Genomic DNA, 25,144 nt, shown 5'->3' on the forward strand with positions numbered 1-25,144 from the left:
CTGCCGGGGCAACGTACCTCCCCGACCAGCCTGCGCTCGCCCGGGACGGCGAGCTCAGACCCCAAGGAGCCGCCCCATGTCCCCATCCGATTCCACACCCGCGCAACCACCGTCCCCGACGGACCGCACCGGCCTCAGACGTCGCACGTTCATGGCCGCCGCCGTGGCGGCCGCCGGATCCGCGCTCATCCTGCCGGGCCGGGCGGGTGCCGCACCGCGCCAGGCGCTCGCCGCCGGTTCCGCCCAGGTGACCTGGAGTTCGGAGTCCACCGCGAGCGGCTACGCGCCCAAGAGCGGCACCTGGTACACCGACCCCGCGACCGGTCTCGCCGTGGTCGCCTGCAAGCTCACCCGACGGGACGACATCGCCCTGGTCGCCTCGGGCACTGACTCCGGCCAGGTGGTCACCATCGACCCTGGGACGGCATACCAAGGCGTGCTCGGCATCGGCTCCTCGATGGAGGACTCGACCATCCACAACCTGTCGCTGATGAGTGACGGCGCACGGGCCGCGGCCATCGCGGCGCTCTTCGATCCCGCTCAGGGCGCCGGGCTCGACCTCGCCCGCATCTGCCTCGGCACGTCCGACTTCAGCCACCCGCCGTTCTACACCAATGACGACGGGCCGGCTGATCCCACCCTGGCCAATTTCTCCATCCAGAAAGACATCGACAACCACGTCATCTCGACCCTCAAGGAAGCCCTCCAGGTCAACCCCGACCTCATCGTCTTCGGCACGGCCTGGAGTGCCCCTGCCTGGATGAAGGACAACAACAGCCTCATCGACTGCCACCTGCTGGACCAGTACATCCCCGTCCTCGCCCGCTACTGCCGGATGACTGTCCAGGCGTACGCCGAGCAGGGCATCACGATCCACGCCGTCTCGCCCTAGAACGAACCCGGCTGGCCCGCGGGCCACTACCCGAGCACGCTCGTCTCGGCCCAGCAGGAGAAGCAGCTCGTCAACGCGATGCGCGCGGAGTTCGACGCGGCCGGCCTCGGCACGAAGATCTGGGCCTGGGACCCCGCGCTACTGCCGAGCATGTAGGTGAGGTAGGTGCCGACGTCGCCGAAGCCTACGACCACACCGACGCGATCGCCTGGCACGACTACTCCGGCGACCCCGGCGTGATGTCGCAGATGAAGTCCGCATACCCAAAATTGACATGATCATGACTGAACGAATGCTGTGGGGCACAGTGGGCACGGACCGAATCGCCCAGTACCTGCGCAACTGGTCCACGGGCTACGTCTCGTGGGTCACGATGCTCGACCAGAACCGGGCCACCCAGCAGTACGGCACCCCCGACCCGACCCCGCTCGTCCAGGACCCAAACGACCGCGACACGTACTGGGCCCTGCCGGAGTACTACCTGTTCGGGCAGTTCTCGAAGTTCATCCAGCGCGGAGCGAAGCGGATCTGGAGCGACTACGGCAGCACCGACACCATCACCACAGTGGCCTTCCTCAACCCCGACAACACGGTGGCCACCGTCGTCATCAACCAGACCTCCTCGCCCCAGAACTTCACCCTGCGCAGCCAGGGGCAGCAGCTCACACACACGATCCCCGCGAAGACGACAGGCACCTACGTCTGGCCGGCCTCGTTACCGATCGGCCCCGGCACCGACGCGTACGGCACCATCCAGGCCGAGGCATACACCTACGCCTCCGGCGTCGGGATCGAGACATCGGCTGGCTCGCGAATGGCGACTGGGCTGAGTACGACAACGTGGCCTTCGGTACCACAGCCACGACCCAGGTCAAGATCCGGGTGGCCTCCGGCGCCGCGAGCAGCGTTAGCGGCCAGGTCGAAGTCCGGCTCGACTCACGCACCGGCACGCCCATCGCGACCATCCTGATCACCAACACCGGTGGCTGGCAGACCTGGACCACCAAATCCGCCGGCCTCTCCGGAGTCACCGGCACCCACACCGTCTATCTGACGTTCGCCAGCAGCCAGTCCGCCGACTTCGTCAACGTCAACTGGTTCACATTCACACACTGAGCGTCGACGCACTCTGCCGAGCCGCGACAGCGCCGGGCGCCATGTTCCTAGTACTCCAGCAGCGCTTCGCTATCTGGCCTGGTCAAAGGCGTCGTCGGGAGTGTAGTTGGCTGATGGCCCATCAGGGGCGGTCTCGCCGGAGTGCCCCTCCAACGAGTGGCACCGTCGCCGGTAGTGGCAGTGCCTGGCGACGGCCTGCCGCCTTCGCCGCCAGCGTGACCAGCTCATGGCGTGGATGCGAAGGGGCGGGCGGGGCCGGTGCGCGGGGCCAGTTGCCAGGAGCCGGCGGACTTCCGCCACGGTGAGCGGGACCAGGGTGGAACCGTTTCTGCATCCCCCTTTGCCGCCGCCTGCGCCGCCGTGACCGCGAGAAAGGCGTGCGCGAGCATGGCCAGGGTGACGTGCCGCATCCAGCCGACGTAGCGGCGGACCTCGTACTCATCCAGGCCGCACTCGTTCTTCGCGGCCTGGAAGCACTCCTCGATCGCCCACCGCCGCCCGGCAACGCGCACGAGCTGGTCGACGCCGGTGCCCGCCGGGGCATAGCCGAGGTAGTAGGCGATCTCATCTGGTCTGCTGATGCTGCGCCGGGCCAGTGCCCAGCGGTGATGGGTGGGGCACTCGCCGTCGAAGTCCTCGATCACGGGGAGTTGGACGGCTGCCCAGTGATAGACGCGAGGGCCCTTGGCGCCGTCGCCGCACGAGCGTTTCTCCCATGCCTCATCCGGTGCCTGGGTGAAGAGGTGGTCGATGCGTCCGCAGCGCGGTACCTGCTGGGATTTCGGGACGGCGAGCACGTAGCCGACGGCGGTTTCTTCCAGCATCCGGCGAAAGCGCCATTCCTGGCCGTAGGCGGCATCAGCGGTCACCCAGGCGATCGGCAGTGGCGAGGCGAGTGCGCGCAGCACCATGGCCCTGGCCAGCTCTGGTTTGGTGGCGAAGACCCGCTCATCAGGGATCTTGGCAGCGCGGCAGCGTTCGCGGTCGTTCGTCCAGGACTTGGGCAGATACAGCTCGCGGTCCACCAGGGCCCGGCCCAGGGAGGTGGCGTAGGCGGCGAAGACGCCGATCTGGCAGTTCTCGGTGCGGCCGGCGGTGCCGGAGTACTGGCGCTGCACGCCGGCGGAGGTGGAGCCTTTCTTGATGAAGCCGGTGTCGTCGAGGATGGGCACCCCGCCGTCCTCGCCGAGGTTGTCGGCGACGTATGTCTGCAGGTCGTCGCGGACAGCGTCGGCTTGCCAGGTGGCTCCGTTCAGTAACTGCTGCAGGCCGTCGGGGGTGCGGTGGCCGGCGTGCTCGGCCAGTTGCCAGCCGTTTTTGCGGCCGACCGGGCCGAGCAGGGCGCGGACGTAGTCGCGCATGCGGCGTCGCAGGTCGGCGGGGCCGAAACGGTGGCCGATGCGCAGGAAGAGGTCGTCGAGTTCACGGTCCCAGGTCGCGTCGGCAAGGTCGTCGATCACGCGGGAAGGCTGCCCTCATCACAGCTTGGGCAGTGCACGGTGCCACTCGTTGGAGGGGCACTCCGGCGAGACCGCCCCTGATGGGCCATCAGCCAACTACACTCCCGACGACGCCTTTGACCAGGCCAGATAGCGAAGCGCTGCGGGAGTACTAGTGGGGCTCGGGTTGTCACGGCGTGATTGTCCTGTCTCAATCGATCTGAGGCATTGCGGCCAGGTGACGAGGGCTGCCTCAGATCGATTGAGACATCGCTGCTGGGGTTGTCTCTCGGAGCTGAGGCAGCCCGGGCGTTTGCGGGAGCGCCGTCTCTGGAGCACCTGCCCGGTGGTCGATCAGCTCCAGGTCATATTGATCTCGCGCCCGAAATTGACGTATCCAGCGCGATGGAAGGCGTTCGCCATGGGGGCGTTGCCCAGGTCTGTGGACGCGCGGATGCGAGGGACGTCCTGCTCGGCAAGGACGCGGGTGCCCTCGGCGAGTAGGTCGTCGATGTAGCCATTGCCGCGGTGCGTGGGAAGGACCGCGATGTAGGCGATGATCGCGTTGTAGCCGTTGTGGGCCGGGAGGACGAACCCCACTGGCTCTCCGTCGGGCAGCGTTGCGATCCGCCACCAGTCTCGTGGGCTTGTGTAGCGGGCCAGCTCGTCCTCGTAGTGCTTGGCGGCCGCTTGCTGGGCGGACATCCGGGTCAGGTCGTCACGGCCATGTGCGTCCAGCGTTCCGTCCATGACCGAGGCCATCAGTGCCACGAGTTCATCGGCGCCGCGGATCGGCCGGAACGCAAGGCGGTCGGTGGGCTTCGGGACTGGCGATTCCGGATGCCACTCCAGGCGCAGCCGTTCGACGAAGAGCCGGGCACCGGTCCGTTCCAGTACCGTCATGCGGTTCTCGACGGCTTCTCTGGTCCGTGTGTTCTCACGCCAGTCCGGCGGGACGAGACGGCTGTACTCAGGGGGACACGACCCGTTCGAAAGGGTGGCGGCCATCGCGGTGTGCAGAAGCCGCACCCCGATGTCGCTGTGATCGGGATTCGGGGCGTTGTCGTCGATGTCGAGGACATCCAGGATGAGCGGTGTGTCGCTGCCGACTCGGCTCCACCAGGCAGCTCTGGCCAGTAGGCGGTCACCGCGCAGGGCGACCCACATCCATTCCGGGCGTCGTCGGCCGACGGCAAGGTCGTCTGCCAGTTCCTCGTTGAGGACGTAGGGCAGTTGAGAGAAGAGATCGAGTTCTTCGGGTCCGTTGATCGGACGTATGGTCAGGTCGTTCTGGTTCACGGTTGAGGCACGCTCCGGTGAAGGCGCCCGTCCGCTCCGGGGTCAGACGCGGTCCATGCCCCGGGAGGACGCAAGCGCGGTGATCATGGGGATCATCGGCTTATCCCTCCTCTCGCTGTCGTGCCCCTCACCCTTGCGGCAGGGGCTCGTTCGCAACGTCTATCCAACCGCAGCCCCTGTGCGCAATCCGTTTTCGATTGTCCGGTCTCATCGAGGCTCGCTGGCCAAAGGTCTCTGAGCTGGGAGCCGTTGTCTTGGAGTGACACGGCTCGTCCGCTGGAGTCTCACGTGCTGTGGGGGATGGTCGGCAGAGCAAGGGTGTGTCACCGAGCCTGGTGAGGGTCGGATTGCTGAGCTGTCTTTTGTCAGTCTCGCTGATACTGGCCGGGCGCACTTCTCGCCGGACTGGGCAGTATCGGTATCGGGAGGAGGGCGAGGCGAACGGGGAGAAGCAGCTGAGAAGCTGTCCTGATGATGGACAAGGCTGGTGGGATTCAAGGTCAGTCGGTTTGCCCGGGAAAGTATGCCCGCGTTGAGCGAGAGAGACGGTTCCTGCTGGCCAAACCGCCGACGCCGTCAACAGTGACGGTCACCCGTGTGATCACCGACCGGTATCTGGTGGGAACACGTCTGCGGCTGCGACGTGCCGACTTCCCAGACGGCAGCTGCGAACGCAAGCTCACACAGAAAGTGCCGATCTCTCGTCCGGGCGGTGTTCAGGGCCTGATCACTAACACCTACTTGTCGCCGGCCGAGTACGACCTGCTCGCCTCGCTGCCGGCCGCGGTGCTGTCCAAGACGCGTTTCAGCGTGCCTCCCTTGGGCCTCGATGTCTTCGACGGTCCCCTGCAGGGTCTGGTCCTTGCTGAAGCCGAGTTCACCACTGATGAGGAGGCGCAGTCCTTCGTTCCTCCGCCTGAGTGCGTGGCAGAGGTGACGAACGACGTCCGCTTCACTGGCGGACGACTTGTCGAGACCTCTCGCCAAGATCTGCTCGGGTGGCTGGCCGAGTACGGCCTCCGCCCAGAGTGACATCAAGGAGCGGTGCTGCCAAGGCTTGAGCGCGTCGTCCCGGAGCCAGTGGCGCACGGTGGAGACCGACACGAACGTGGCGATGCCCCGGGCCATGGCCTCGCGCGCCAGTTCCGGGCAAGACCAGCGGGACAGCGGCGTGCCGGTCCCGGCGGGCAGCCGGCAGGCCAGCGCCTTGACCTCGGCAACCTGGAGAGCGGTGAACGCGGGCGGGCGCCCCGACCGCTCGCGGTCACTCAGACCGCCGAGCCCGTGCGCGGCGAACCGGCCGCGCCAGCAGCGGACCGTGTCCGGGTGCAGGCCGGTCTCGCGGGCGATGCGCGCGTTGGAGCGCCCGCGTGCGGCGTGCAGCACCACCTTGGCGCGCATCCGCAGCCGATGCTCGGTCTTGTGGCCGTAGGCCATGTTCTTCAGCCGCTCACGCTCGGCGGCGCGCAGGACTATCGGGCGGGCAGCGGCAACGGGCAAGGCAGGCAGGCGGATCGGGAGAAGCGGATCACGATGGACCGCAGCCTGCCCGCACCCGATCTCCGGCGCGTCGGGCAGGATGACTTGGCGGCAACACTGCCGCGGTTAGATACCGAGACCGCCCGCGACGTGCGTCTCCTGACGAGTGAACTCACCTGTCAGGAGCGGCATAACCTTGCTGATGGAAGCCTTCGCCTCGGGCAACTGCAACGACGCGTCGTGATGCTCTTTGCTCTCCCACACCTCGCTCACCCACACGGTGTCTTCGTCGGTGGCCGATTCAGTCACGACGTAGAGATGGCATCCCGATTTGCGCAGACCGTCAGCGCCGGCGACCAGTACGGCGACCACCTCCGCGCGGTGACCGGGTTTGACCTTCATCGAACCGATGTAGCCGTAGCGCATGTCACTCCTCTTAAGTCACGAACGGGACGCGCCCAGGAGGATACCGGGCACATGTTCGAAGGTGCAGCAGTGCTGCGGATACCCCGCCCCTTGGACGAACTGCCGCCCACACCCCATGGACGCTAATCTACGAGCGACTGCTGACCAGCCACCACGCACGACACCGGCTCCGGCGTCAACCCCCGAAGGACTTCCAGAGCCGCCCACGTAGGGTCCAGGCAGGCCAGGCCGATCTCGTTGAACCGGTGGATCACGTCACGGACGGTGTCCTCGTCGGCCTGGACCAGCTGGGCGATCACCGGGACCCGGTTGCCGCCGGCCGAGGCCAGCAGCATCTTCGCCCGCCGGTAACGCACCGTGCTGGTGCTGCCCCGGCGCACGATCTGCTGCAGCTTCTGCCCCTCCTGGTCGGTCAGTCTGCGCACACGGACAGGCTCGGCCACCACACCCCCAGCGATCGGATCGGACGTCACCGCACATCCAACCGTCCCGATCATCGCCCAGCCGAACGTTCCATGTCAGAGGACTACATGTCGCGCTGGGCCTCGATTTCGGCGGCTATAGCAGCCATGTTGTGCACGTGCGTGTAGTACGTGGTCGCGTACTCGTCGTCGATCGCCGGAAGGACCCGCTCGAACACGGTCATCAGCCGCGTCAGGCCCGCGCGGCGCTGTTCGTTGAGCGGACCTTTGACGACGCCGAGGGCATAGCCATAGGCGTCCGCGTCGAGCGTCACCATGTCCTGGCTCTCGATGTCGAGGCCGCGAAAGCCGGGCGGGACCTGCTTGGTGGTGAGTTCGGTGACATTATCGTCGGGGCCGAGGTGGACCGTGTCCAGCAGGTGGTACCAGGAGGTGTGGGCCGTCTCCGGTACGGTGTCGAAGGAGTGCGGCCGGCCGGGAATGAACTGGCCAGTGGAGCGTCCCGAGGGTCCGTGGACGTGGCAGAGCGGGCGGTCCGGGCTGGTCGGCGCGTCCGGACGCAGCCACGGTGAGACATCGGCGGCCAGGACAGGGTGCCCGTCGGCGGCCTTGGGCGGCGGCAGCCTGGCCGGTGCCGTGCGCAGCCTGTCCGCGTCGACGCGGCCTTGGTTGAGCGCGTCGTACAGCGCGCCGTGCCCACGCCGGTGTTCGGCCAGCAGCGTCGGGTCGACCGGCGAGGTCACCGGCCCGTTCTCGCAGAGCATCGGGTCCGCGACTTCGAACAACGTGTCACCGCGCCAGGGTCGGGGATTCGTAGAAGTCCCCCCGAAAGTGGGACGTGAAGTCGAATGCCTCGTGCCGGGCATCGTGGTGCAGGAAGCACAACGCCGCAGCGCGGTCGACGGCCGGCCGGTCGTCTTCTGGCGGCCGGGCTGCAAGTACTGCATACGACTGCGCGTCCGGCTGGGCCGCAGCGCCCGCCAGTTGCATTGGGTCAGCATCTGGGGCGATCCGGCAGGAGCCGCAGCGGTGAGAGCAGCCAACGACGGCAACGATTCAGTGCCGACCGTCGTCGTGGCGGGCCGGCCACACACCAACCCCGATCCAGAGTGGGTGCGCGAACAGCTCTCCCCTTCCGCGTGAACAGAAACCGCGCCCTACGGAGAAGCACTCGCAGACCCAGGTGCATGGAGGTTAAAAGTCAAGCTGAGCTTGTGCACCATGACCCGCGGCGGACAGTGTGATGAGACTTCACGAAGCGTCGGAAGTGCAGCTTGTTCTCATGAGGTCGTGTGGGAGCGGGGAGAACAGCACGAGGGCGACCCGTCCGGTGTGGACGGAGCCTGCATTTCGCAAGAGGCCCTCGCGGTGGAAGCCGGCCTTGATCGCGGCCTTCTGGGAAGCGGTGTTCTCGGTGGCGGTCAGGAGTTCCAGACGCTGGAACTCCTGGCCGATCAGCAGCCGTTGGGCCGATGCCCGGGTTGCCTCGGCGGCGACCCCGCGGCCGCGGGCCCAGGGGGATATCCAGTGGCCGACCTCACTCACCTGGGCTCGCCAGTCGGTCCTCTTCAGCCCGACGGTATCCATCAGCCGCCCGGTACGGGCGTCCGCTACCGCGAAGTGGATGCCGTCGCCGGACTCGCGAAGGGAACGGGCCACGCTAGTGCACCAAGCGGTCGCGTCATCCAGCGTGTAAGGCCGGGGAAGAGGGAGCCATCGCTGGGTGAGGGCATCGTCGCGACTCGCCTGCGGGTCTTTGATGGCGGCATCGGTGAAGGGGCGGAGGATCAGTCGTCCCGTGTGCAGCACCGTCTCGGGGAACATGCACGTGTCCGTCCGTCGTCGATTACCTGACCCGAAACCGACGCTGACAGGGCCTGATGGACATCATGTGATCGGAAAGAGACCCAAAGATCGATAGCTCTCCGTCACGGTCGCACAAATTGGCACAGAGTCGCCTCCCACCGACGCAACCATCAAGGAACTGCCCCGTGTCGCCGCTCATCTTCAGGTACGAGACAGGGCGGCTCGGACGGGACACGACCGAACCCGCGCCGGAGCCTTACCTGGCCCCTCCCGAGCGCAGGGCCCACGAGCGCTGCTGACCCGACCGGCTGGACGATCGCGGTCTCGGCCTTCGGGTGGCCGTCCAGTTCTCTGCCTTGGGCCTTCAGGAATCCGCGAACCTGTCGGCTTCCGGTCGGGCCGATGCCGACGCGCACGTCGACGCCGTAGCGGGAGACGGTCCGCAGCCGCAGGATCTCCCCCAGGTGGGAGGCGGTCGCGCCGTGGTAGCGCAGCGCGCCGCGCAGGTCGGCCAGGGCCGCCGTGGACGGCAGGGCCTGCACCACCGGCGACAGCTCATGCAGCTGCTCCAGGACCTGCCGCCAGGTCTCCTCAGGCAGCCGGTCCGGGCAGCGCACATGCATCACCACACCCGGCCGACGCCCCGTCGACTCCGCACCCATCCGGCGCTCACCTCCTCCGCCACGCTGCCGAACCAATAATCGAACAAGCGAGCGTGAGGAGCGAGGCCGCCGCGGCCGCCGTGCAGGACGGTGTGGACTACTTCTGCACCGGCCCCTGATCACGGGCCTCACTCGTGTGACCGAGCGCTAGATCTGCCGGATGAGCACTGGTGTTGTCGGGCTGTGCATGCGAGTTGGCGGGCAGGGTAGCGGCCAAGAGGGCTGACCTGGGGTGTTTCGCCGGTTCCCGGCTTTGCACCTCGCAGGCGTGGTGCGGTGGTGGTGTGGGCAGCTGTCTGTGGGTTGGGCCTCCTGGGCCGGGGGAGGCGTGGTCGCACCTGGTCGGGTCGGATGCCCTTGCTCTGCCGTGCGGGGTCACGGGTGCGATCGGGGCGGAGGTCGCGGGCGCTTTGCTGGAGGCGTGGTCGGCTACGTGGTCGGCGGACGGTACCGAGGTCGTGTTTCCGGCGGCAGGGCTGTCTTCGGGCCCTGTGCCGGCGGGGGTGGTTCCGGTGCGACGGTTCACGTGGTGGTCTGGGCGGCGCCACCGCCCCGGGTTGGGCTACAGCGCCTCTACGGGCCGGTTGCACGGCTTGGAGAGCCTGGCCGAACGCAGGCTGCTCCTGATGGCGGACTTCGCCGCGGAGGTCCAGGAGATGGTGTCGCAGCCGTTCCCGTTGCGGTTCCGTCTGGCCGGCGGCTGGGTGGCGCACGTGCCGGATTTCGCAATCTTTGACGACGGTGGTGGGGTGAAGATCGTGGACGTCCGGCCTGCCGCTCGGGTGCAGCGGGCGGATGCGGTGAAGTTCGCGGCGACGGCGCGCTTAGCTGTCGCTGCGGGATGGTCCTGCCTGCTGGTGGTGGGCTGGCGGCCGCACGTGGCGGAAGTGATCGAAGCGGTCGCCGCGCGGCGCCGGGCGATGCGTGATCCGCTGGGCGTTCGAGACCGTCTGCTGGCCGGTGCGCAGGCAGGGCCGGTCAGGCTGGGACGGCTCGTGGCAGTGGCGCAGGTGCCCGCGGCGGCCCGCGCCCACCTGCTCGACCTGATCTGGCAGCGCCGCTTGGCCATCGACCTGGCTCGGCCGCTGAACGACGGCACCTGGAGACCCGGACGCCCCGCACAAGTTCTATGTGTGCAGGGACTGCGGGAACGGTGTGTTCGTTCGGTACCGCTTCGCGTGCCCCGGCATCACCGTATGGGACCCGGCGATCAGGGGATGCAAGGGGCCGTGGGATGTGGCACTGGAGGGCACGGCTTCCTGAGGCAGGCGCACGGCTGGGCCGACAGAGAATGGCGCTGCCGCTCGGCACCGCCCCGGCCGCCTCAGTGAGTCTCACTGAGGCGGCCGGGAAGAGGGCTTGTATGAGCCCGTGACTGTCTCTGACGCGGCCCGCCGGCTTCCCGCCGTTGGCCGGACGACGGCGGGACCTGGGTGGCGGCCGTGCGGCGGCGGGACTGAACCGCTCCCTCGGCGGCGTGCGGGATGTCTCCCTGTGGGGTCATGATGAGACGGCCCGGCCGCCGCGGGAGCGCCGGGCGGGAAGGGGCAGGCGATGGAGCTGTTCCCGCCGGCACCGCTGCCGGAGTGGCGGGACACGAAGGAGACGCTGCACCGCTTCGCGCAAATTGTCGGCAAGATCCGCTTGGCCGCGAGCGCCCGGCGCAACCACTGGTGGAACGTCCCGTTCCATGTCACCGGGCGCGGTATCACCACCCGTCCGATGGGTCAGGTCGACGGGAATCCGATCTTCACGGTCGACTTCGACTTCGTCGACCACCGGCTCGCCGTCATGACGCTGGACGGCGAAGAGCGGTCCTTTCCGCTTGCGGGCCAGTGCGTCGCGTCCTTCTACGACCAGACCCTGGCCGCTCTGGCCGCGCTGGGCGTCCGGGTGGACATCGCTGTTCCCAGGCCCTTCGACCTGTCCGACGCCGACCGGCCGTTCGCCGAGGACACCGAGCACGCGACCTACGACCCGGTGGCCGCGAACCGCTACTGGCGGGTGCTGAGCCAGGTGGCGTCCGTGCTGGAGGAGTTCGCGGCGGGCTTCTCGGGAAAGGCCAGCCCGGTGCACCACTTCTGGCACACCTTCGACATCGCCCACAGCCGGTTCTCCGGGCGCCGGGCAGACCAGCCCCGGCAGGCCGACCCCGTCACCCGGGAGGCGTACTCCTCGGAAGTGATCAGCTTCGGCTTCTGGTTCGGCGACGACACCTTTCCCGAGCCCGCGTTCTACTCGTACACCGCCCCCGAGCCCGCCGGCCTGGCCGAAGCACCGCTCAGCCCGGCGTCCGCGCAGTGGGTCGCGCGCGGCGACAGCCACCTGGCCGTACTGCGCTACGACGCGGCCCGCGCCGAGGCCGATCCACGTGCCGCCGTGCTCTCCTTCTACGAAAGCGCCTACCAGGCCGGGGCCGGACGCGCCGGATGGGACATCGCGGCGTTTGCGTGCCCCAGCGGAATCACGGACCCGGTCCGTCGCTTCTGACGCATTCGGTCAGCGTGCAGCGCGGTGCAGTGGTCAGGCTTCGGTATCGGTGCGCGCCAGGATGCCCTTGAGCAGGCCCGTGGACTGGCCGACCTCGATGAGGTAGCCGTCCGGGTCGCGCATGTAGCAGCGCAGCTCGGCGCGCCGGTCGATGGGCGGGGTGAGGAACTCCGCTCCCTTGGCGCGGGCTGCCGCGTAGAAGCCGTGGATGTCCGCCACCCGTACGTTCAGGAAGCTGGAGGCGGTGTGGCGGTCCTCCGGCGGGCGCAGTACGACGTCGGGTTTGTCATCCGTGGGCCCGCCGCCCGGGTTCATGATGATCCAGCTGTTGGCGACCTTGATGATGCAGGGGTTCTCCTCCAGCACCACCTGCCCGCCCAGCACGTCGGCATAGAACGCCCGCGAGCGAGGGACGTCGCCGACCGTGAGAAAGTGCGTCAGCAGCAGACCTTCGGCCGGTGCGGGAAGGTCGTCGGCTGAGGCGCCGGCGGCGATGAAATCGGACATATGGCCAGCGTAGGGCGGGAGCCCCCGCCCGGCATTCCCCTCCGGCAGAGCCCGCCGGGCACGGCCCCGCCGGCACAGCGGGCAGCCGAGCGCCTGCCCCGGGGACTGGACCGACACGCGGGCGAGCGGCCCCGACCACAACGACGGCGCCGCGGGGTTGTAGTCCTCACGGCGCCGCCGTCCTTACTGTCCGAGACCGCCCGTCGTCAGCCCTGACCGGGCTGGGGCGCTCCCCACTGGTCCTTGCGGTACAGGCAGTAGAGGGTGTTCTGGAAGACGGCCAGAGCCGGGTCATGAACGGCCCCAGCTACCGGCCCAACAAGCGGCCGAAGAACCCCACGAAAAGGACCTCGGACGGGATAGTGCCTTCGGGTAGCGCCGGGCCTGGCGGCCGGCCGGTTCTGCCGCGGCTGATCTGAGCACCGGAGTTGTCCGTCCGTGCCAGGTGCCGTGCCCAGTCACAACTCGCGCGCAGCTGCAGCGGTCGCTGCGCGACCCGGACGCTCCCGGGCTGGACGACGACGGGAACGGAGACGAAGCGGAGGGATGAGCCGGGCCGATGACCTGTTCCTACTGCCCCCGAAATGGCTAGGCGGGCCGGGGGCGGTGGGGGTGGTGGCCCGGTGCTCTTTCTGGTTGTGCATGGTGAGGCGGCGGCTCAGGGTCGTTCCGTGCTCTTGGCGGGAGCGAAGAGCAGGGCCGTGGCCTCCCAGAGGGGCATGACGTGGGTGGTCGTGGCCGGGCGGGCCGGGGCGGGGGTGCCCGGGGCCGGGCGGGCGGTGCGGGGTTTGCGGACCGGGGCGGCGTTGGTGTGCGGCATCGTGACGTCCTGTCCGTGCGGAGGGGCTGGCCTTGTGGGAACAACCCTGCCGCGGCCGGTGCGCCGCCAGGAGGATGCGGCCACCCGGACCGGTGGTGGAGTCCGCTCCACCCCGGGGTGCCGCAGGCGTCAGGAGGCGTCGGGAGAAGAGCAGGCGCCAGGTCGGCGGTCCGGGGGTGCCGTCGGCGTCGCGGCGGAGCTCCTTGCGCAGCTTGTGGAAGTCGCGGACGTTCAGCCGGCCGGTGTCGCCCCAGGTCCTGCGCGGGCCGGCTCGGCCTTGGCGTACTTGACGATCCGGGCGAAGTCGATCGCGCCCGGGGCCGCCGTGGACGTTCTCGGGCACGTGCATGTGTCCGCTGACGCCCGTGAAGTCCGTCCACTGCGCGGCCGTCACCTGCTGGTCGTGCACGCCGGCGACTGCGGGATGGCCGGCCGCCGGAGACAGCCGGTCGGCCAGGCCGGCACCCCGCTGCCTTCTGGCCGCTGGCGGGGTGCCGGCCTGTCCGGTCTGCCGCCCGGACACCGCGCTGCACATCGCCGACGGGTAGTCGGAGCACGGACCACATCTCGTCGGCGGTTCCCGGCGGGACACCCTCCCCCCGCAGAGCGATAGACCTGCGCGCGGGCGATTCACCCCCTGCGATCGCCCGCGGCCTGCGCCCCTGTCAGGGCTGCGGGGCAAGCTGTAGGGCGGCGACCCAGGCCCCGAAGGCGAACTGCGCCAGCTGGAAGCCGACCGCGAGCAGGCCGGAGGCGAAGCACACCATCGCGGCGACGAAGGCCGTGTTGCCGATCCAGAAGAGACCGCGGCGGGTGTGCGTACGGCACCGGACGGCGGCTTCCCGGCGCACCGCCAGGCGGCGCTCTCGCCGCAGCTTCTTCACCCGGCTGCGCTGCTCGACGACGTCGCGTTTCGCCTTCTCGATCTGCACGCCGAGGACCTTGCTGTGCGGGGGGTTGTGAGCCGCGCCGGCGATCTGGGAGATGCTGGTCATGGAGCTGTTTCTCCAAGGTGTCGCAGTTCCCGCCGCTCGTGGTGTCGGAGCCGGTCGAGCTGGCGGTGTGGGGGCACCCTGCGTGCCCCTGCACAAACACCAGTAGGGCCGGGTCCCCTGGCGTTTGTTTCCAGGAGGCCCGGCCCTACGAGATCTGAGTTACCGGCCCGCCGACGCCCCTCGGTACCGTTGATGGGCTGGTGATGGGCTCAGGGGCGCGGCACGCCTCCCTGGCCCGACCGCTGGACGATCCATGATCCCGCCAAAGCGACCACTGCGATCATGCCCAGCCGGGCCCCCCGGACCGGCTGAGAGGAACGCGTCCGGGCGGGAAGCAGATCCGCCTTGAACGACAGGATCGCCATCAGGAGCGAGTCCCGGGCCCGGTAGATCTTGTAACGCAGCAACTCGACGATGGTTCGCATCGCCAGCGCTCGGTCCTTGTAGTGAGTCACCATTCACCCCATCTTGTAGTGCCCAGTTCCGTGTTCACCGGTTCGTGATTCTGTGTACTTGTCTGAGCGTTCTTGTGTGCTTGCTCGTGTATGTCGGCGTTTCTTCCGGCGGGAGACTGCTGGCAAGCAGCCCACCCTCGGTGTGCACGTCCCGCAGCGCGCTGCGGGACGTGCACCCGGGGGAGAGGATGCTTGGCAATCAGGCGAGACCGAGCTCTGCGCCCAGCGCCTTCGCCTTGCGATTCGCGCGGAGCACCGCGTTGCGCACGGCCCCGTCCGTGATTCCCAGGAGTTCCGCCGCCTGGGGTGAGGTGTAGCCGTCGAACTTCACCAGTGCGAGGGCGATCAGCTCTCCCGGGCTCAGCTCTGAGGAGAGCGCCTCCCTGTACTTCTTCATCTCCAGCCGGGCCTCGACGGTGGCCGCAACGGAGTCCAGGTCGAAGTCCACCGGATAGCCCGCCACGGGCATCGGGGCTTCCTCCAGCGCCCACACCTGGTCCCCGATGAGCAGCTCCCGCTTGCGCTGCTCGGCGAGGACGGTGTGGAACTTGCGTACTGCGTTGTGGAAGGACTTCCAGGCGTAGTCCTTGATCTCGTCCTCGACGGGCCCGCGCTTGAGGCGGCCGTGCAGGCTCTTGAAGGTCTTGTCCGAGACGTCCCCCTCGTGGACCTCCCCGACGTTGGCGAATACGTGCCGACGGAACGACGGCTCGTTGGCCTCGATGTACCTCCACTGCGGGCGCGAGGCTTCGGGGAGCTCCCCCTCCGGGCACAGCAAGGGGAGAAGGCTCGCCTTGCGCTGGCCAGGGAGCAGCTTGAGCTTCTTCATTCGGGTCCTCGTGGTCGTGATCGACGCGTCAGCGCGAGAGCCCCCCCGCTGGTCCCGCACTACGTCCAGTCGCCGGACCACCGAATCCGTTTGTGTGACGTGCACCACAGACTCTCCAGGGTGTGCCCATCGGACGGCATCCACACGCGCCGCGGGGCGGGCGATGGCGTGGTGGTCGCCTCCTGGGCTGGTCAGCCCGCGGCCTGCGCCCCTGCGCCGGGGCGAGCGGGGTCACGTCGTGCGTGGTCGCGCGGCCGGGCAGGTGGTCGCGGTACCGCGCGTGCGGCGGCGGCAGCCTGTGGAGGGCCGTTCCCGGAGGGCAGGTGCCGGCGTGATGTCTGCAGAGGGCGTGAACTCGGTGGCAGTTACGCACTTTCCGGTGACGGCCCGAGCCTGACGGTCCGTCCCGGCGGTCCCGCCACAGCATCCGGGATCTGCCGATGACGTACCGTCAATCTTGCGCATTCATCGCATACATGGACGTGGCATCCGGTAGCCATGGCAATATGCAGGATCCGTTATGGCCTTCGCGTAACCGCCGCGCATCGCCTGCGAGGCCTACGCCGACGACCTCGACGCCCCGCGCGCTGATCGCCGTCTCCGCGGCCTCCAACCGGCCCAAGGCCGGCAAGGAGGCCTCGCGCTCCTTGGCGGTCCATGCGCAGGCGCCAAAGTCCCAGGCCTCGGCGAGCGGGACCAGGCAGTCAGTCCGGATTGAGCGGGGACTGCAGCCATCTTCCCCACCCGTCGGGCACACCGATCCAATGAGGCAGGAAGACGGCCAGAAGCGTACAGACCACCCCCGTCCAGAACATCCAGCTGATCGCCCCGGCCTCGGTCACCCGGCCTCTCCTGGGATGGAAGGACGTGAAGCGGAACTCGCCCAGGCCCACGAGCATGATCACTCCCAGCCCCCACAGAGTGACGGTCGCGATGAGCGAGTAGACGGCCAACTGCCGGATGGTGTTGTGCTGCGCGCTTGCCAACTGGCCGAATCCGGAGCCCGTGGCGGTGGCCGCGATAGCCATGACGGCGAGCACCGTGGTCACGGCGACCCCGGCCGGCCAGGAGGGTGAGTGGCCCTGCTGTCGGAGATTCGACGGGGGCGGTGGGACGGGGGCGGGGCGGGGCCCCCGCCGGCGCTGCTGCCGGGGCCCGTCCTGCGCTTCGCGTGGCGTCCGCCGACGTGACCGGCGTTCCCGGTGCATCCGCGCTGGCGGTCTCCCGCACGTGCTCTCGCGGTGCAGCGGATGCCGTGCCGCCGGAATCCGCTCTCGCAGCTGGGGACGAGGATGCCATTCGTTCTGCAGCTGCACCGCTTTTGGCAGGGACGGCAGCACGAGTGCCGCCCAAGCGTGCCAGGGCGAGCTGCCGTTCGGCCTCGGTGAGCCGGTTTTTCAGTGTGCGGATCGAACACCGCGCGGGCCCGTGCCGCGGTAGCCGGAGTCCCTCCGCGAGCTCCGTGTCGGAGACCGGCTGGACGAACAGCAACTCGCCCTTTTCCTGGGCGGTCCTGATGTGGATGTTGAGCGCGAGGGCGACTGCACGCAAGGAGCCCGGGCGGGGTAAGTGCTCACCCTTCAGCCGGCGCGAGAGTGTCGTCTGGCTGACATTCAACCGTGGCCCGACCACTCCCTTCTCCTCGATGTCGGCAGTGGCCTGGTGGAGCGAAGTCCACTCACCGCGCTGCACACACGCCCGGAACCAGATGAGGAACACCGTGCACTCCTCGGTCCGCTCCTTCGGTACCACCTCCCCGCCGTTCGCCGATTCCGTGGTGAGCTTCCACAGAGCTGGGTCATACGGGCCCTGAGCTGCGCTGTCTTCCATGTGCGTCCCCCTGCACGGCCCCGCCCGCAGCGGATGCACTTCCCTTCTGCGGCTTTACGGGGCCTGTTGGCCCCATATTCCCTTTATAGGTGCACGGGGAACCCGGTAATCGAGTCCGCGGGGCAACAGGCCCGGCCTGCCGCCGGGACGAAGAGAGCCCGCTGCAGGGCGACTTGGCGGAAGCGACGCGGCGGGCCGGAACCCAGGAGGCTCCATATGAACGGTCAGACCGATGTCCGGGCCGTCGTCCTCATCATCGTCGGGGTCGTCGCCGGTTGTCTCGCCTACCGGGCGCCGGAGCTCGGCGTTGCGCTCATGGCCGGCGTGGGGGGCCGTCGGCGTTCTCCACGTCCTGCCGGGCAACTGACCACAGATGCGGTCCTGAGCCCCCGCTGTCCGCCGAAAGGCCGCGCCGGCGTCCTCGCCGACTAGGGCGGACAGGGCGACAGACATCTCCACCGGCCTGACCTGAAACCGACCGGAACCCACGTCAGTGCCGGTTGGGCCGGCTACTCCTGACCCCGGAGACCGGCCGCCGGGGTTGGTCCGTCCGGCGGGCGACGGGAGCAGTGCAGGGATCGGCCGTGGCGTGCTCCGGAGCGCGTTGCCGGGGCCGCGCACGAGGTGAGGCATGGGGCGCCCGGAGGGCGCGAAGGCGCGCGCCCGGCGGATGCGGAGGCTCGCAGCGTGACGCACGTTACTCCATGTGTTCACATGGTTATCTTCCGTATCCGATCTGCCGTGTCCGCTCAGCCTCGGACGTCAACCTGTCGGCTCTGTAACAAACCTGACGGTCTGAAAGGTGAGCAGCGGCTCCGGGTGCCGGCGGGGTGCGGTGCGGGGGCGGTGGCGGGCGGCATTATGGATCAGTCGACATTCGGAAATCTGGCCGCTCGCGCCCGCTGATTACTGCCCGATATCCCGTGGTGAGTGAAGGCGCCAGAATTATCTATGCGGCTTGCATTCCGGTTCGATGCGGCCGGTGGAATGTTGAGAGGCCCATTACGGCGGGATGGGGCGTCCGTTCGATGACCGTACCCGCGGCCGGCCGGCGGGCGCCGGTGCGGGCGTCTGCTGATCGGGTTTGTTGACTCTTGAACGTCGATAATCATTTGGTAGCGCTCTCAGGGTCCCTGGTGGGCGGGAGCGTCTCGCCCCAGGGGGCACAAAAGGGGCGATCCTCGGAGGGTTGCGGAGCGCCGCCTTGACAAGTCCTGTGGCATGTGCCGGGCATGTCAAAACCCCGCAGGTGGGGGGTTTCCACTGCTAGTTTTGGCGGTAGAGACCATCTGGCGGTGGATCGGGAGTGACCTTAGTGCGGTCGGTGGTGTTTACTGGACACCGGTCTGATCCTGGTGGGTCCGGACCCTTTCCGGGAGGTCCTGGGGGTGGTGCCCTGGGGCCTCCCGTTTTTGCTGCGCGTTTGCATGTGGGCTGCCTGTAGGTCACCTGAGGACAATTTTTCATGGCCCCGCATGAATATCTGCATGCGAAACCCTGGGATTCATGAAAATGAAAAGAAAGGGTTTCTCCGCCCCCACCTGGAGCGGCCCGTAACAATCCCCCATGGATGGGGGATTGGTGCCGTGGCAATCGCCCCCGCCTCCCCTTCGGAAACGCGACTAGCTCTTGGCTCGCGGCGGGGGGTAGCGTTATCCCGTCTCACGTCACTCCACCCCGCCCGGACCACACCACCGGGCACGCACCACCTCCCGGAGAGGCGAAGGACCCACCACCGGGGACCCCGCTGCACAGCGGGGTCCCCGAACGATCAAACCGAATAAGGAAAAGACACCATGGCCACCGCCACCTCCTGCGGCGCCGTGCCCGCGTCCCCTCCGGGCCGCCGCGCCGCGCCGCGCATGACGCGCCGTCACCACCGCGCCCCCGGCCGCGTGTACGCGGGCACCCGCGCCACCACCGCGTCCAGGGCGGGGGAGTGAGCATGCCTCCCGCGATCGACGCCTCCCGGCCCACCGACCTCCTGCACGCCCACGAAGGCAAGCCCGAGGGAAGCTTCCTGCACCACCTGAACCTGCGCTCCGCGGGCACCTGGCACCAGCTGCTCCAGACCGGCCTGCACAGCCGCGCCTTCGCCCGCGACGAGCTGCTGCCCATGGGACCGAAACACCCCTACGTCTACATCGTCCTGGAAGGCGTCGTACGCCAGGACCGGTACCCGCTGGGCACCGGCGCCGGCATCCCCGCCATCACCCGGTTCAGGGGCGCCGGCCAGCTGGTCGGCGAAGCCGCGCTCATCGAGCCCACCTCCTGCGTCGACACCCGCTGCCTCACCGACACCGTCGTCATCCCCTGCGCCGCCCGGTACTTCAACGCCCTCATCGAGCGCCGCCTGTACGAGGCACGGCTCGCCCTGCTGCGCAGCCTCGAAGACCGCAGCCGCACCGACGAGGTCGTCTACGGAATGGCCATCCGACCGCCCCTGGAACGGGTCAGCCGCCTCCTGGCCCACCTCGCCGACACCGTCGGCGTCCCCGACCCCCGCACGTCCCGCCACACCGTCATCACCGGCCCCGGCCAGAAAGACATCGCCGCAGCCCTCCAGCTCGCCGTCTCCACCACGGAGAACGCCCTGCGCACACTGCGCCACCACGGTGTCATCGAGGCCCGCTACCGGCAGTTCGTCGTCCGCGACGTCGACAGCCTGTCCCACTTCGTCGGGGCCTGACACCACCCCCGGCACTTTCCGGACCCATCCGGACCCACCAACCCCCTTTGCCGCGCCGCACACCCGCCCGGAGGCGGCGCGCCCGTGAACGGACCCACATGACGACGATGAACAGCACCACGCTGGCGATCGGCACCAGCGCGGGCTCCCTCGCGGCGAGTATCGCCTTCTCCTTCCTCATGGGAGCGCTCGCCCTGTACACCCTCCTGCACCACCAGGAGGTCCTCGCCTGGATGAAGCAGATCCGCCAGACCGACACCGAGAACACCGCCTACGACGAACCCGACCAGTGGCTCGCCGACCTCTACAAGGCTCAGTGCCGCAGGGCCAAGAAGCCCAGCCGCGCCGAGGACATGGACGACATTTCCCAGACCGGTGACATGCTCCGGGGCATCACCGACCACATCGAGGCCGTCCGCCCCGAGCTCGCCAAGGTCGTCGAACGCGTCGACGACTACCTGGACACGGCCCTGCCCGCCCCCACCGCCGCCCTCAAGGTGTCCTTTCAGGACCACCAGGCCCAGCTCGCCCAGGCCATGAAACAGGAAGCCGCCCGCGCCGACCTCGCCCAGGCCATCTCCACCGCCCGCCAGAAGATCACCCTGCTGCGCCGCGGCTGACAGAAGGTCACCTCTGCGGGCGGTACACCGCCGCCCGTCCCGGACCATCTCCTCAGCGGCACCGGATCCATCGCCACGGCCGGCACGCGCCGGCCGGATCCGGTGCCGTGCCGCTGCCCCGAACCCCTACATCCACCGGTGGTGCCGGGACCAGGAGCGTGCCGGCGACTCGGTCGGGTGAAGACGCAGGATCAGCGGAACCCTGCCGGAGATCCGGGCGTGGTGCGGTACATGCACCCGATCCACGAGAGTCAGGTGAGCGAACCGGGCTGGGTCGTCGTCCACGTCGCGGCCGCCGACGACGAGACCGCGCTTGCCTTCCAGCAGCCGCTCGCCGACCGGTGGGCGACGGCGACCGCGCAGCGCACGACCCGGGACGCGGGCGAGCCCGGCGTACGGCTGCGCTGCTACCTGGACCTGCGCCAGCCGGCAGCCCGTTCGTGACCGGCCGGGCCAGACGAGGTGTGAATGCCGTGCGCTGGCGGTGGTGCGGGAACGTGGCGGTAGGGCCCACCTTCCCCCGTAGCGGTGGGCCCGGCCTGTGTCTTCAGCGGGCGTAGGTGACGTGATGGGCTGGTCGGGCAGGCGCTGAAGTGCTCGGCGAGTTCGATCTGGCGAGTTGGCTTTGCTCAGAGGTTTGAGCAGCGTTTGTAAACCACTTCGGGAGGCAGTGCCGCCGTTGGCAAATCGAACGGGAACACCTCGTCCTCTTCCCGGCCGCCTCAGTGAGACTCACTGAGGCGGCCGGGGCGGTGCCGAGCGGCAGCGCCATTCTCTGTCGGCCCAGCCGTGTGCCTGCCTCAGGAAGCCGTGCCCTCCAGTGCCACATCCCACGGCCCCTTGCATCCCCTGATCGCCGGGTCCCATACGGTGATGCCGGGGCACGCGAAGCGGTACCGAACGAACACACCGTTCCCGCAGTCCCTGCACACGTAGAACTTGTGCGGGGCGTCCGGGTCTCCGAAGCGCCCCTTTGACTGGCACTGGAACTCGTGCGGTGCCGGAGCGACCGGGGCAGCCGCCTGCGCAGTTGCCACGGGTACGGCAACGCCGGCCAGTACGAGCGCGGCACTGGCAGCGATGCGGGAGAGAGGCGAGGCCACGGTACCTCCGACGTCATGCGTTAGTGATCAGCAAGAGGAACGGTTCAGTGGCCCATGTGGACACGCAGTGGCGGCGCGACATGGGCGGACTGTCCAGGATCAGATGATCCGCGGCGCCTCGTACGGCGTCGGCAGCGGAGCCGTCAGCCTCCTGGTCGTGTGGATCCAGAGCCGACGCTGACCCGATCCAGCAGGTGGCCCGTCCCGGAAGTCCAGGGCGGGCCGACTGCCGGCCGGCGGCGGCCCTTGCCCGCTTCGCCTGCCTCCGGGGAATGGCCGGCTATCTGCCCGCGTTACAGATAGCGTGGTTGTGAAGGGGACAGTGTCCCCGGGCCTCACCTATTGCCCATGAGGACGATCGTTCGGCTGAAGCCTCATGGAGCCTTTCGCCGCGTAGGCGACCGCCCTTCACGACCACGCACACGTCGGTGGCCCGTCCCGGATCTCACGGAGCGGGCCACCGTCATGTCCAGTCGCACCGGCTACCAGCGCATGCCGAGCTGGTCGAGGTCGGCGCGGCGCTGGGGGCTGAGCTTGGCGGCCCTCTTGCGGACGTTGTCGAGCCAGGCACCGAGTTTGTGCTCGGCGCCGTCCACGATCTCCACCGCCTTGCGGGGCACCGACAGGTGCCCCTCACGGGCGTGGAACTGGCGCGCCGCCGCAAGGTTGGCGTTCCATCGGGTGTCCTGCGTCCGGGGCGCACCCGCGACCGGCTCCCCCTCCGCCGGGGGCTGGATCCCGACCGATTCCAGGAGCCACTGCTGCGCGGGCATCAGCCGTTCCCATCCGGCACGCTGCGCGGCGATCCACAGGCCCAGGTCCTCGCCCTGGACGATGAGTTCACCCGGCCCGGCCGGGAGCGCCCCGCCGGCCTTCACATGGGCCAGGACGAGCCGAAGCACCCGCTGCCATCCGATCTCCCATGCCGGGCACCACCCGGGGTCGATCTCGGACAGAGCCTCCATACGGGCATCTGACAGCTCCCCGGCATATGGGACGCCCGTTTCCCCGGCGGCCCGCCGTTCGGCGTTCCCAGCCGCCTTGCGGGCCGCCGCACCGTATGCGCCGCGACCTCCACGTCCTGACCCCGGAGAGCGAACTGACCGCCGAACTGCGGGTGATGACCGACCGGCGGGCCGATCTGGTGAAGGAACGGACACGGAAGACCAACCGTCTGCACGCGCAGGTTCTGAGCATCTTCCCGGCCCTGGAACACGCCCTGGAACTGACGAGCATGGGACCGCTGGTGCTGCTGTCCGGCTACCAGACGCCGGCTGCGTTACGGCGTCTCGGCCGCAGGCGGCTGACAGCATGGCTGCGCAACCGCAAGACTCGCAGCGCGGAAGACCTTGCTACCGCCGCTGTCGATGCTGCGGAACGACAGCACACTCGGCTACCCGGCGAGGCCGCGATCGCCCGTGTGGTCCGCGACCTGGCGCTGGAGTTGCTCGATCTCCACGAGAAGATCCACGAACTGGACGGACAAACTCATCGAAGCCCGATTTCGCGTGCACGAGCTCGCGCCAGTGATCTCCAGCATGCCCGGCATCGGACCGCTGCTGGGCGCCGAGTTCCTCGCTGCCACCGGTGGTGACCTGTCTCGGTTCCCCAGCGCAGACCGGCTCGCCGCGTTCTCAGGCGTCGCGCCTGTCCCCCGCGATTCCGGCAACGTGAACGGCAACCTGCACCGCCCCCGCCGCTACCACCGCGGCCTCCAACGCGTCTTCTACCGCTCCGCGATGATCAGCATCCGCACCTGCCCGGAGTCTCGCGCCTTCTACGACCGTAAGCGGGCCGAGAAGAAGACACACAAGCACGCCGTCCTCGCACTCGCCCGGCGTCGCGTCAACGTCCTGTTCGCCATGATCCGTGACGGAGAGATCTACCAATCAGCAGGCTGCGTCACAACTGCGGCTTGACAACAACATGAGGAGGTGTCACCGGGCCCGGGAGGTGCCGTCGGAGACGCTGATGAGTGCCTCTGTGTGTCAAGCGGCCGCAGGAAGAGTCCTGTGGCGGTCGCGTTTGAGGGTGCGGTAGACGACGTTCGACAGGCGTCGTTTGAGAGCTCTGCGGGCCTCCGAAGGCGTCTTGCCTTCGGCGATTTTCCGCAGGTAGTAGTCCTGGCCTCGGCCGCCGTCGCGTATCTGGCAGACCGCGATGATGTGCAGCACGCAGTTCAGCGCGCGGTTGCCTCCGGTGTTGAGGCGGTGGCGGGTGTTCTTGCCGCTGGAGGCGTCCAGGGGTGCTGTGCCGGTGTAGCTGGCGAAGTGGTGCTCGGTGGCGAAGCGTGTGACGTCGCCTACGTGTCCGAGGAGCTTGGCTGCGAGCACGGTGCCCAGGCCGGGGAGGGCGGTCAGCGTGGTGCGGGCGGCGGCTAGCGCGTTGTGCATCTGGGCTTCGTTGTCGCGGACTTGCCGGTCGACGCGTCGCAGGTCGGCGAGAAGATCCCGAGCGAGGTCACGGCGGCAGCAATCGGTGGCGGTGGCTGGGCGGATGCCCTTCATGAGGGCGGCGGCCTTCTCCGCGGACAGGCGGGTGGGGGCACCGCCGGGCAGCAGGTCCCGCAGCACGGCGTGGAGCCGGTTGATGATGCGGGTGCGTTCGTTGACCAGGTCGTCGTGCCGCTCGGTCAGCAGCCGCAGGATCGTCGACTGGTCTTCCGGTTCGACCTTGTGCAGGTCCTGCCGGAAGAGGGCGACCTGGGCGACGTGCAGGGCGTCGGCCGCGTCGGTCTTGCGGTCTCCGCCGGTGGCCAGGAGCCGGGCCCGGGCGGAGAGGGTGGAGGGCACGTCCACCACGTGCTCGCCGGCGGAGGCCAGCTGCTGGGCGAGGCTGCGACCGAGTCCCTTGGCTCCCTCGACCGCGAAGTGGCGCTCGGGCCACCGCTCGCACCAGCGCATCAGCTGTCGGACGGTCCCTGCGTTGACGACGAAGCGCCGCTGGGAGAGCTGGTGTCCTGCGGCGTCGACGGCGACGGCGGTGTGGGACGACTTGTGGGGGTCGATACCGATAGTGATCACGTGCACCTTGCCCAGGTCGAACGGGATGGGATGGGTGCGGTGGGCACTCTGACTTGAAGTCTCAGCGTCCATTGGTCACGCCTCTGTCGAGCCACACCGCGCGGGTGCCGGCCGGCGGCGGCAAACTCATCATGAGCCAGCCCGAGTTGGGGCGGCATGAGGTCACGCGAGCCCGTGCCGGTCGGCACCCTGGACGCTACGGCTGCAGACCGCGCGTCTGGGTCCGATTCAACAAGTCAGAG

The 25,144-nt window shown here is 68.7% G+C and carries 27 protein-coding genes and 4 pseudogenes; 13 read left to right on the top strand and 18 right to left on the bottom strand.

The window, feature by feature from the left end; translation table 11 throughout:
• The first annotated feature begins 76 nt into the window (after positions 1-76).
• Entirely contained in the window at positions 77-892 is an 816-nt protein-coding gene (locus OHB00_RS49740; protein WP_406445468.1) for a hypothetical protein, read from the top strand.
• Positions 893-918: 26 nt separating this feature from the next.
• On the opposite strand, the gene OHB00_RS49745 is transcribed toward OHB00_RS49740, so the two are convergent.
• Complete coding sequence (locus OHB00_RS49745; RefSeq protein ID WP_406445470.1) at positions 919-1,107, bottom strand: hypothetical protein; 189 nt, start codon at positions 1,105-1,107, stop codon at positions 919-921.
• Between the two features lie 158 nt (positions 1,108-1,265).
• Here OHB00_RS49745 and OHB00_RS49750 point away from each other — a divergent pair.
• A pseudogene (locus tag OHB00_RS49750) lies at positions 1,266-1,532 on the top strand (glycoside hydrolase family 30 beta sandwich domain-containing protein); the annotation flags it as partial.
• 200 nt (positions 1,533-1,732) lie between these two features.
• A complete protein-coding gene (locus OHB00_RS49755) occupies positions 1,733-2,008 on the top strand; it encodes a carbohydrate-binding protein (RefSeq protein ID WP_406445472.1) in 276 nt (91 codons plus the stop codon).
• 224 nt (positions 2,009-2,232) lie between these two features.
• On the opposite strand, the gene OHB00_RS49760 is transcribed toward OHB00_RS49755, so the two are convergent.
• The 6 genes and pseudogenes from OHB00_RS49760 to OHB00_RS49785 form a co-directional block, all read right to left on the bottom strand.
• A complete protein-coding gene (locus OHB00_RS49760) occupies positions 2,233-3,468 on the bottom strand; it encodes an IS701 family transposase (protein ID WP_406445474.1) in 1,236 nt (411 codons plus the stop codon).
• Between the two features lie 333 nt (positions 3,469-3,801).
• Positions 3,802-4,746, bottom strand: a complete 945-nt coding sequence (locus OHB00_RS49765; protein WP_406445475.1) for a GNAT family N-acetyltransferase — start codon at positions 4,744-4,746, stop codon at positions 3,802-3,804.
• Positions 4,747-5,322: 576 nt separating this feature from the next.
• Entirely contained in the window at positions 5,323-6,183 is an 861-nt protein-coding gene (locus tag OHB00_RS49770) for a helix-turn-helix domain-containing protein (RefSeq protein ID WP_406445477.1), read from the bottom strand.
• A 168-nt stretch (positions 6,184-6,351) separates the two neighbouring features.
• Positions 6,352-6,651, bottom strand: a complete 300-nt coding sequence (locus tag OHB00_RS49775) for a putative quinol monooxygenase (protein ID WP_406445479.1) — start codon at positions 6,649-6,651, stop codon at positions 6,352-6,354.
• Positions 6,652-6,851: 200 nt separating this feature from the next.
• Positions 6,852-7,094: pseudogene (locus OHB00_RS49780) on the bottom strand (helix-turn-helix domain-containing protein); the annotation flags it as partial.
• A gap of 83 nt (positions 7,095-7,177) precedes the next feature.
• A complete protein-coding gene (locus tag OHB00_RS49785) occupies positions 7,178-7,858 on the bottom strand; it encodes a transposase (protein WP_406445481.1) in 681 nt (226 codons plus the stop codon).
• Between OHB00_RS49785 and OHB00_RS49790 the strand changes: the two genes are divergently transcribed.
• Positions 7,743-8,216, top strand: a complete 474-nt coding sequence (locus OHB00_RS49790; RefSeq protein WP_406445483.1) for a glutaredoxin domain-containing protein — start codon at positions 7,743-7,745, stop codon at positions 8,214-8,216. The genes OHB00_RS49785 and OHB00_RS49790 overlap by 116 nt on opposite strands.
• A gap of 108 nt (positions 8,217-8,324) precedes the next feature.
• On the opposite strand, the gene OHB00_RS49795 is transcribed toward OHB00_RS49790, so the two are convergent.
• A complete protein-coding gene (locus OHB00_RS49795; protein WP_406445484.1) occupies positions 8,325-8,897 on the bottom strand; it encodes a GNAT family N-acetyltransferase in 573 nt (190 codons plus the stop codon).
• Positions 8,898-9,049: 152 nt separating this feature from the next.
• Positions 9,050-9,541 (bottom strand): hypothetical protein, encoded by a 492-nt coding sequence (locus tag OHB00_RS49800; protein ID WP_406445486.1) that lies wholly within the window; start codon positions 9,539-9,541, stop codon positions 9,050-9,052.
• 512 nt (positions 9,542-10,053) lie between these two features.
• On the opposite strand from OHB00_RS49800, the pseudogene OHB00_RS49805 reads away from it, so the two are divergent.
• The 3 genes and pseudogenes from OHB00_RS49805 to OHB00_RS49815 all read left to right on the top strand — a co-directional run.
• Positions 10,054-10,626 (top strand): annotated as a pseudogene (locus tag OHB00_RS49805) (TnsA-like heteromeric transposase endonuclease subunit); the annotation flags it as partial.
• 70 nt (positions 10,627-10,696) lie between these two features.
• Entirely contained in the window at positions 10,697-10,804 is a 108-nt protein-coding gene (locus OHB00_RS49810) for a hypothetical protein (RefSeq protein WP_406446344.1), read from the top strand.
• A gap of 291 nt (positions 10,805-11,095) precedes the next feature.
• Positions 11,096-12,031, top strand: coding sequence for a DUF5996 family protein (locus OHB00_RS49815; RefSeq protein WP_406445488.1), 936 nt, complete (start codon positions 11,096-11,098; stop codon positions 12,029-12,031).
• A gap of 33 nt (positions 12,032-12,064) precedes the next feature.
• Here the strand turns inward: OHB00_RS49815 and OHB00_RS49820 are convergent, their stop codons facing one another.
• The 6 genes from OHB00_RS49820 to OHB00_RS49845 form a co-directional block, all read right to left on the bottom strand.
• On the bottom strand, positions 12,065-12,538 hold the full coding sequence (locus OHB00_RS49820) for a VOC family protein (protein ID WP_406445489.1): 474 nt from the start codon (positions 12,536-12,538) through the stop codon (positions 12,065-12,067).
• 658 nt (positions 12,539-13,196) lie between these two features.
• Positions 13,197-13,358 carry a hypothetical protein gene (locus tag OHB00_RS49825; protein WP_406445491.1) on the bottom strand — a complete coding sequence of 54 codons (162 nt, stop codon included), beginning with the start codon at positions 13,356-13,358 and terminating at the stop codon, positions 13,197-13,199.
• Positions 13,359-14,023: 665 nt separating this feature from the next.
• Positions 14,024-14,353, bottom strand: a complete 330-nt coding sequence (locus OHB00_RS49830; RefSeq protein ID WP_406445493.1) for a hypothetical protein — start codon at positions 14,351-14,353, stop codon at positions 14,024-14,026.
• A 209-nt stretch (positions 14,354-14,562) separates the two neighbouring features.
• Positions 14,563-14,811: a hypothetical protein gene (locus OHB00_RS49835; RefSeq protein ID WP_406445495.1), complete on the bottom strand. Its 249-nt coding sequence runs from the start codon at positions 14,809-14,811 to the stop codon at positions 14,563-14,565.
• Between the two features lie 196 nt (positions 14,812-15,007).
• A complete protein-coding gene (locus OHB00_RS49840) occupies positions 15,008-15,637 on the bottom strand; it encodes an RNA polymerase sigma factor (protein ID WP_406445497.1) in 630 nt (209 codons plus the stop codon).
• Between the two features lie 704 nt (positions 15,638-16,341).
• A complete protein-coding gene (locus tag OHB00_RS49845) occupies positions 16,342-16,686 on the bottom strand; it encodes a hypothetical protein (RefSeq protein WP_406445499.1) in 345 nt (114 codons plus the stop codon).
• A 997-nt stretch (positions 16,687-17,683) separates the two neighbouring features.
• Between OHB00_RS49845 and OHB00_RS49850 the strand changes: the two genes are divergently transcribed.
• The 5 genes from OHB00_RS49850 (at position 17,684) to OHB00_RS49870 (ending at position 21,220) form a co-directional block, all read left to right on the top strand.
• Complete coding sequence (locus tag OHB00_RS49850; protein ID WP_406445501.1) at positions 17,684-17,899, top strand: hypothetical protein; 216 nt, start codon at positions 17,684-17,686, stop codon at positions 17,897-17,899.
• 1,364 nt (positions 17,900-19,263) lie between these two features.
• Entirely contained in the window at positions 19,264-19,410 is a 147-nt protein-coding gene (locus OHB00_RS49855; RefSeq protein ID WP_406445502.1) for a hypothetical protein, read from the top strand.
• A gap of 2 nt (positions 19,411-19,412) precedes the next feature.
• Positions 19,413-20,156: a Crp/Fnr family transcriptional regulator gene (locus OHB00_RS49860; RefSeq protein ID WP_406445504.1), complete on the top strand. Its 744-nt coding sequence runs from the start codon at positions 19,413-19,415 to the stop codon at positions 20,154-20,156.
• Between the two features lie 98 nt (positions 20,157-20,254).
• Positions 20,255-20,776 (top strand): hypothetical protein, encoded by a 522-nt coding sequence (locus OHB00_RS49865; RefSeq protein ID WP_406445506.1) that lies wholly within the window; start codon positions 20,255-20,257, stop codon positions 20,774-20,776.
• 231 nt (positions 20,777-21,007) lie between these two features.
• Positions 21,008-21,220 carry a DUF6207 family protein gene (locus OHB00_RS49870; protein ID WP_406445508.1) on the top strand — a complete coding sequence of 71 codons (213 nt, stop codon included), beginning with the start codon at positions 21,008-21,010 and terminating at the stop codon, positions 21,218-21,220.
• 356 nt (positions 21,221-21,576) lie between these two features.
• Here OHB00_RS49870 and OHB00_RS49875 read toward each other — a convergent pair whose 3' ends face one another.
• On the bottom strand, positions 21,577-21,879 hold the full coding sequence (locus tag OHB00_RS49875) for a chitin-binding domain-containing protein (RefSeq protein ID WP_406445510.1): 303 nt from the start codon (positions 21,877-21,879) through the stop codon (positions 21,577-21,579).
• A gap of 482 nt (positions 21,880-22,361) precedes the next feature.
• A complete protein-coding gene (locus OHB00_RS49880; RefSeq protein WP_406445512.1) occupies positions 22,362-22,844 on the bottom strand; it encodes a helicase associated domain-containing protein in 483 nt (160 codons plus the stop codon).
• A gap of 92 nt (positions 22,845-22,936) precedes the next feature.
• Here OHB00_RS49880 and OHB00_RS49885 point away from each other — a divergent pair.
• Positions 22,937-23,798, top strand: a pseudogene (locus OHB00_RS49885) (IS110 family transposase); the annotation flags it as partial.
• Between the two features lie 69 nt (positions 23,799-23,867).
• On the opposite strand, the gene OHB00_RS49890 reads toward OHB00_RS49885, so the two are convergent.
• Positions 23,868-24,974: an IS110 family transposase gene (locus OHB00_RS49890; RefSeq protein ID WP_406445514.1), complete on the bottom strand. Its 1,107-nt coding sequence runs from the start codon at positions 24,972-24,974 to the stop codon at positions 23,868-23,870.
• Positions 24,975-25,144: the final 170 nt, after the last annotated feature.

The sequence above is a fragment of the Streptomyces sp. NBC_00631 genome (genome assembly GCF_045206895.1).
Taxonomy (GTDB): Bacteria; Actinomycetota; Actinomycetes; order Streptomycetales; family Streptomycetaceae; genus Streptomyces.

Bases quoted from the DNA above. Each gene is read 5' to 3' on its own strand.
- OHB00_RS49800 (WP_406445486.1), bottom strand. From the start codon at position 9,541: ATGGGTGCGGAGTCGACGGGGCGTCGGCCGGGTGTGGTGATGCATGTG.
- OHB00_RS49795 (WP_406445484.1), bottom strand. From the start codon at position 8,897: ATGTTCCCCGAGACGGTGCTGCACACGGGACGACTGATCCTCCGCCCC.
- OHB00_RS49880 (WP_406445512.1), bottom strand. From the start codon at position 22,844: ATGGAGGCTCTGTCCGAGATCGACCCCGGGTGGTGCCCGGCATGGGAG.
- OHB00_RS49740 (WP_406445468.1), top strand. From the start codon at position 77: ATGTCCCCATCCGATTCCACACCCGCGCAACCACCGTCCCCGACGGAC.
- OHB00_RS49855 (WP_406445502.1), top strand. From the start codon at position 19,264: ATGGCCACCGCCACCTCCTGCGGCGCCGTGCCCGCGTCCCCTCCGGGC.
- OHB00_RS49830 (WP_406445493.1), bottom strand. From the start codon at position 14,353: ATGACCAGCATCTCCCAGATCGCCGGCGCGGCTCACAACCCCCCGCAC.
- OHB00_RS49815 (WP_406445488.1), top strand. From the start codon at position 11,096: ATGGAGCTGTTCCCGCCGGCACCGCTGCCGGAGTGGCGGGACACGAAG.
- OHB00_RS49890 (WP_406445514.1), bottom strand. From the start codon at position 24,974: ATGGACGCTGAGACTTCAAGTCAGAGTGCCCACCGCACCCATCCCATC.
- OHB00_RS49820 (WP_406445489.1), bottom strand. From the start codon at position 12,538: ATGTCCGATTTCATCGCCGCCGGCGCCTCAGCCGACGACCTTCCCGCA.
- OHB00_RS49825 (WP_406445491.1), bottom strand. From the start codon at position 13,358: ATGCCGCACACCAACGCCGCCCCGGTCCGCAAACCCCGCACCGCCCGC.
- OHB00_RS49850 (WP_406445501.1), top strand. From the start codon at position 17,684: ATGAACGGTCAGACCGATGTCCGGGCCGTCGTCCTCATCATCGTCGGG.
- OHB00_RS49865 (WP_406445506.1), top strand. From the start codon at position 20,255: ATGACGACGATGAACAGCACCACGCTGGCGATCGGCACCAGCGCGGGC.
- OHB00_RS49860 (WP_406445504.1), top strand. From the start codon at position 19,413: ATGCCTCCCGCGATCGACGCCTCCCGGCCCACCGACCTCCTGCACGCC.
- OHB00_RS49835 (WP_406445495.1), bottom strand. From the start codon at position 14,811: ATGGTGACTCACTACAAGGACCGAGCGCTGGCGATGCGAACCATCGTC.
- OHB00_RS49870 (WP_406445508.1), top strand. From the start codon at position 21,008: ATGCACCCGATCCACGAGAGTCAGGTGAGCGAACCGGGCTGGGTCGTC.
- OHB00_RS49840 (WP_406445497.1), bottom strand. From the start codon at position 15,637: ATGAAGAAGCTCAAGCTGCTCCCTGGCCAGCGCAAGGCGAGCCTTCTC.
- OHB00_RS49770 (WP_406445477.1), bottom strand. From the start codon at position 6,183: ATGGCCTACGGCCACAAGACCGAGCATCGGCTGCGGATGCGCGCCAAG.
- OHB00_RS49775 (WP_406445479.1), bottom strand. From the start codon at position 6,651: ATGCGCTACGGCTACATCGGTTCGATGAAGGTCAAACCCGGTCACCGC.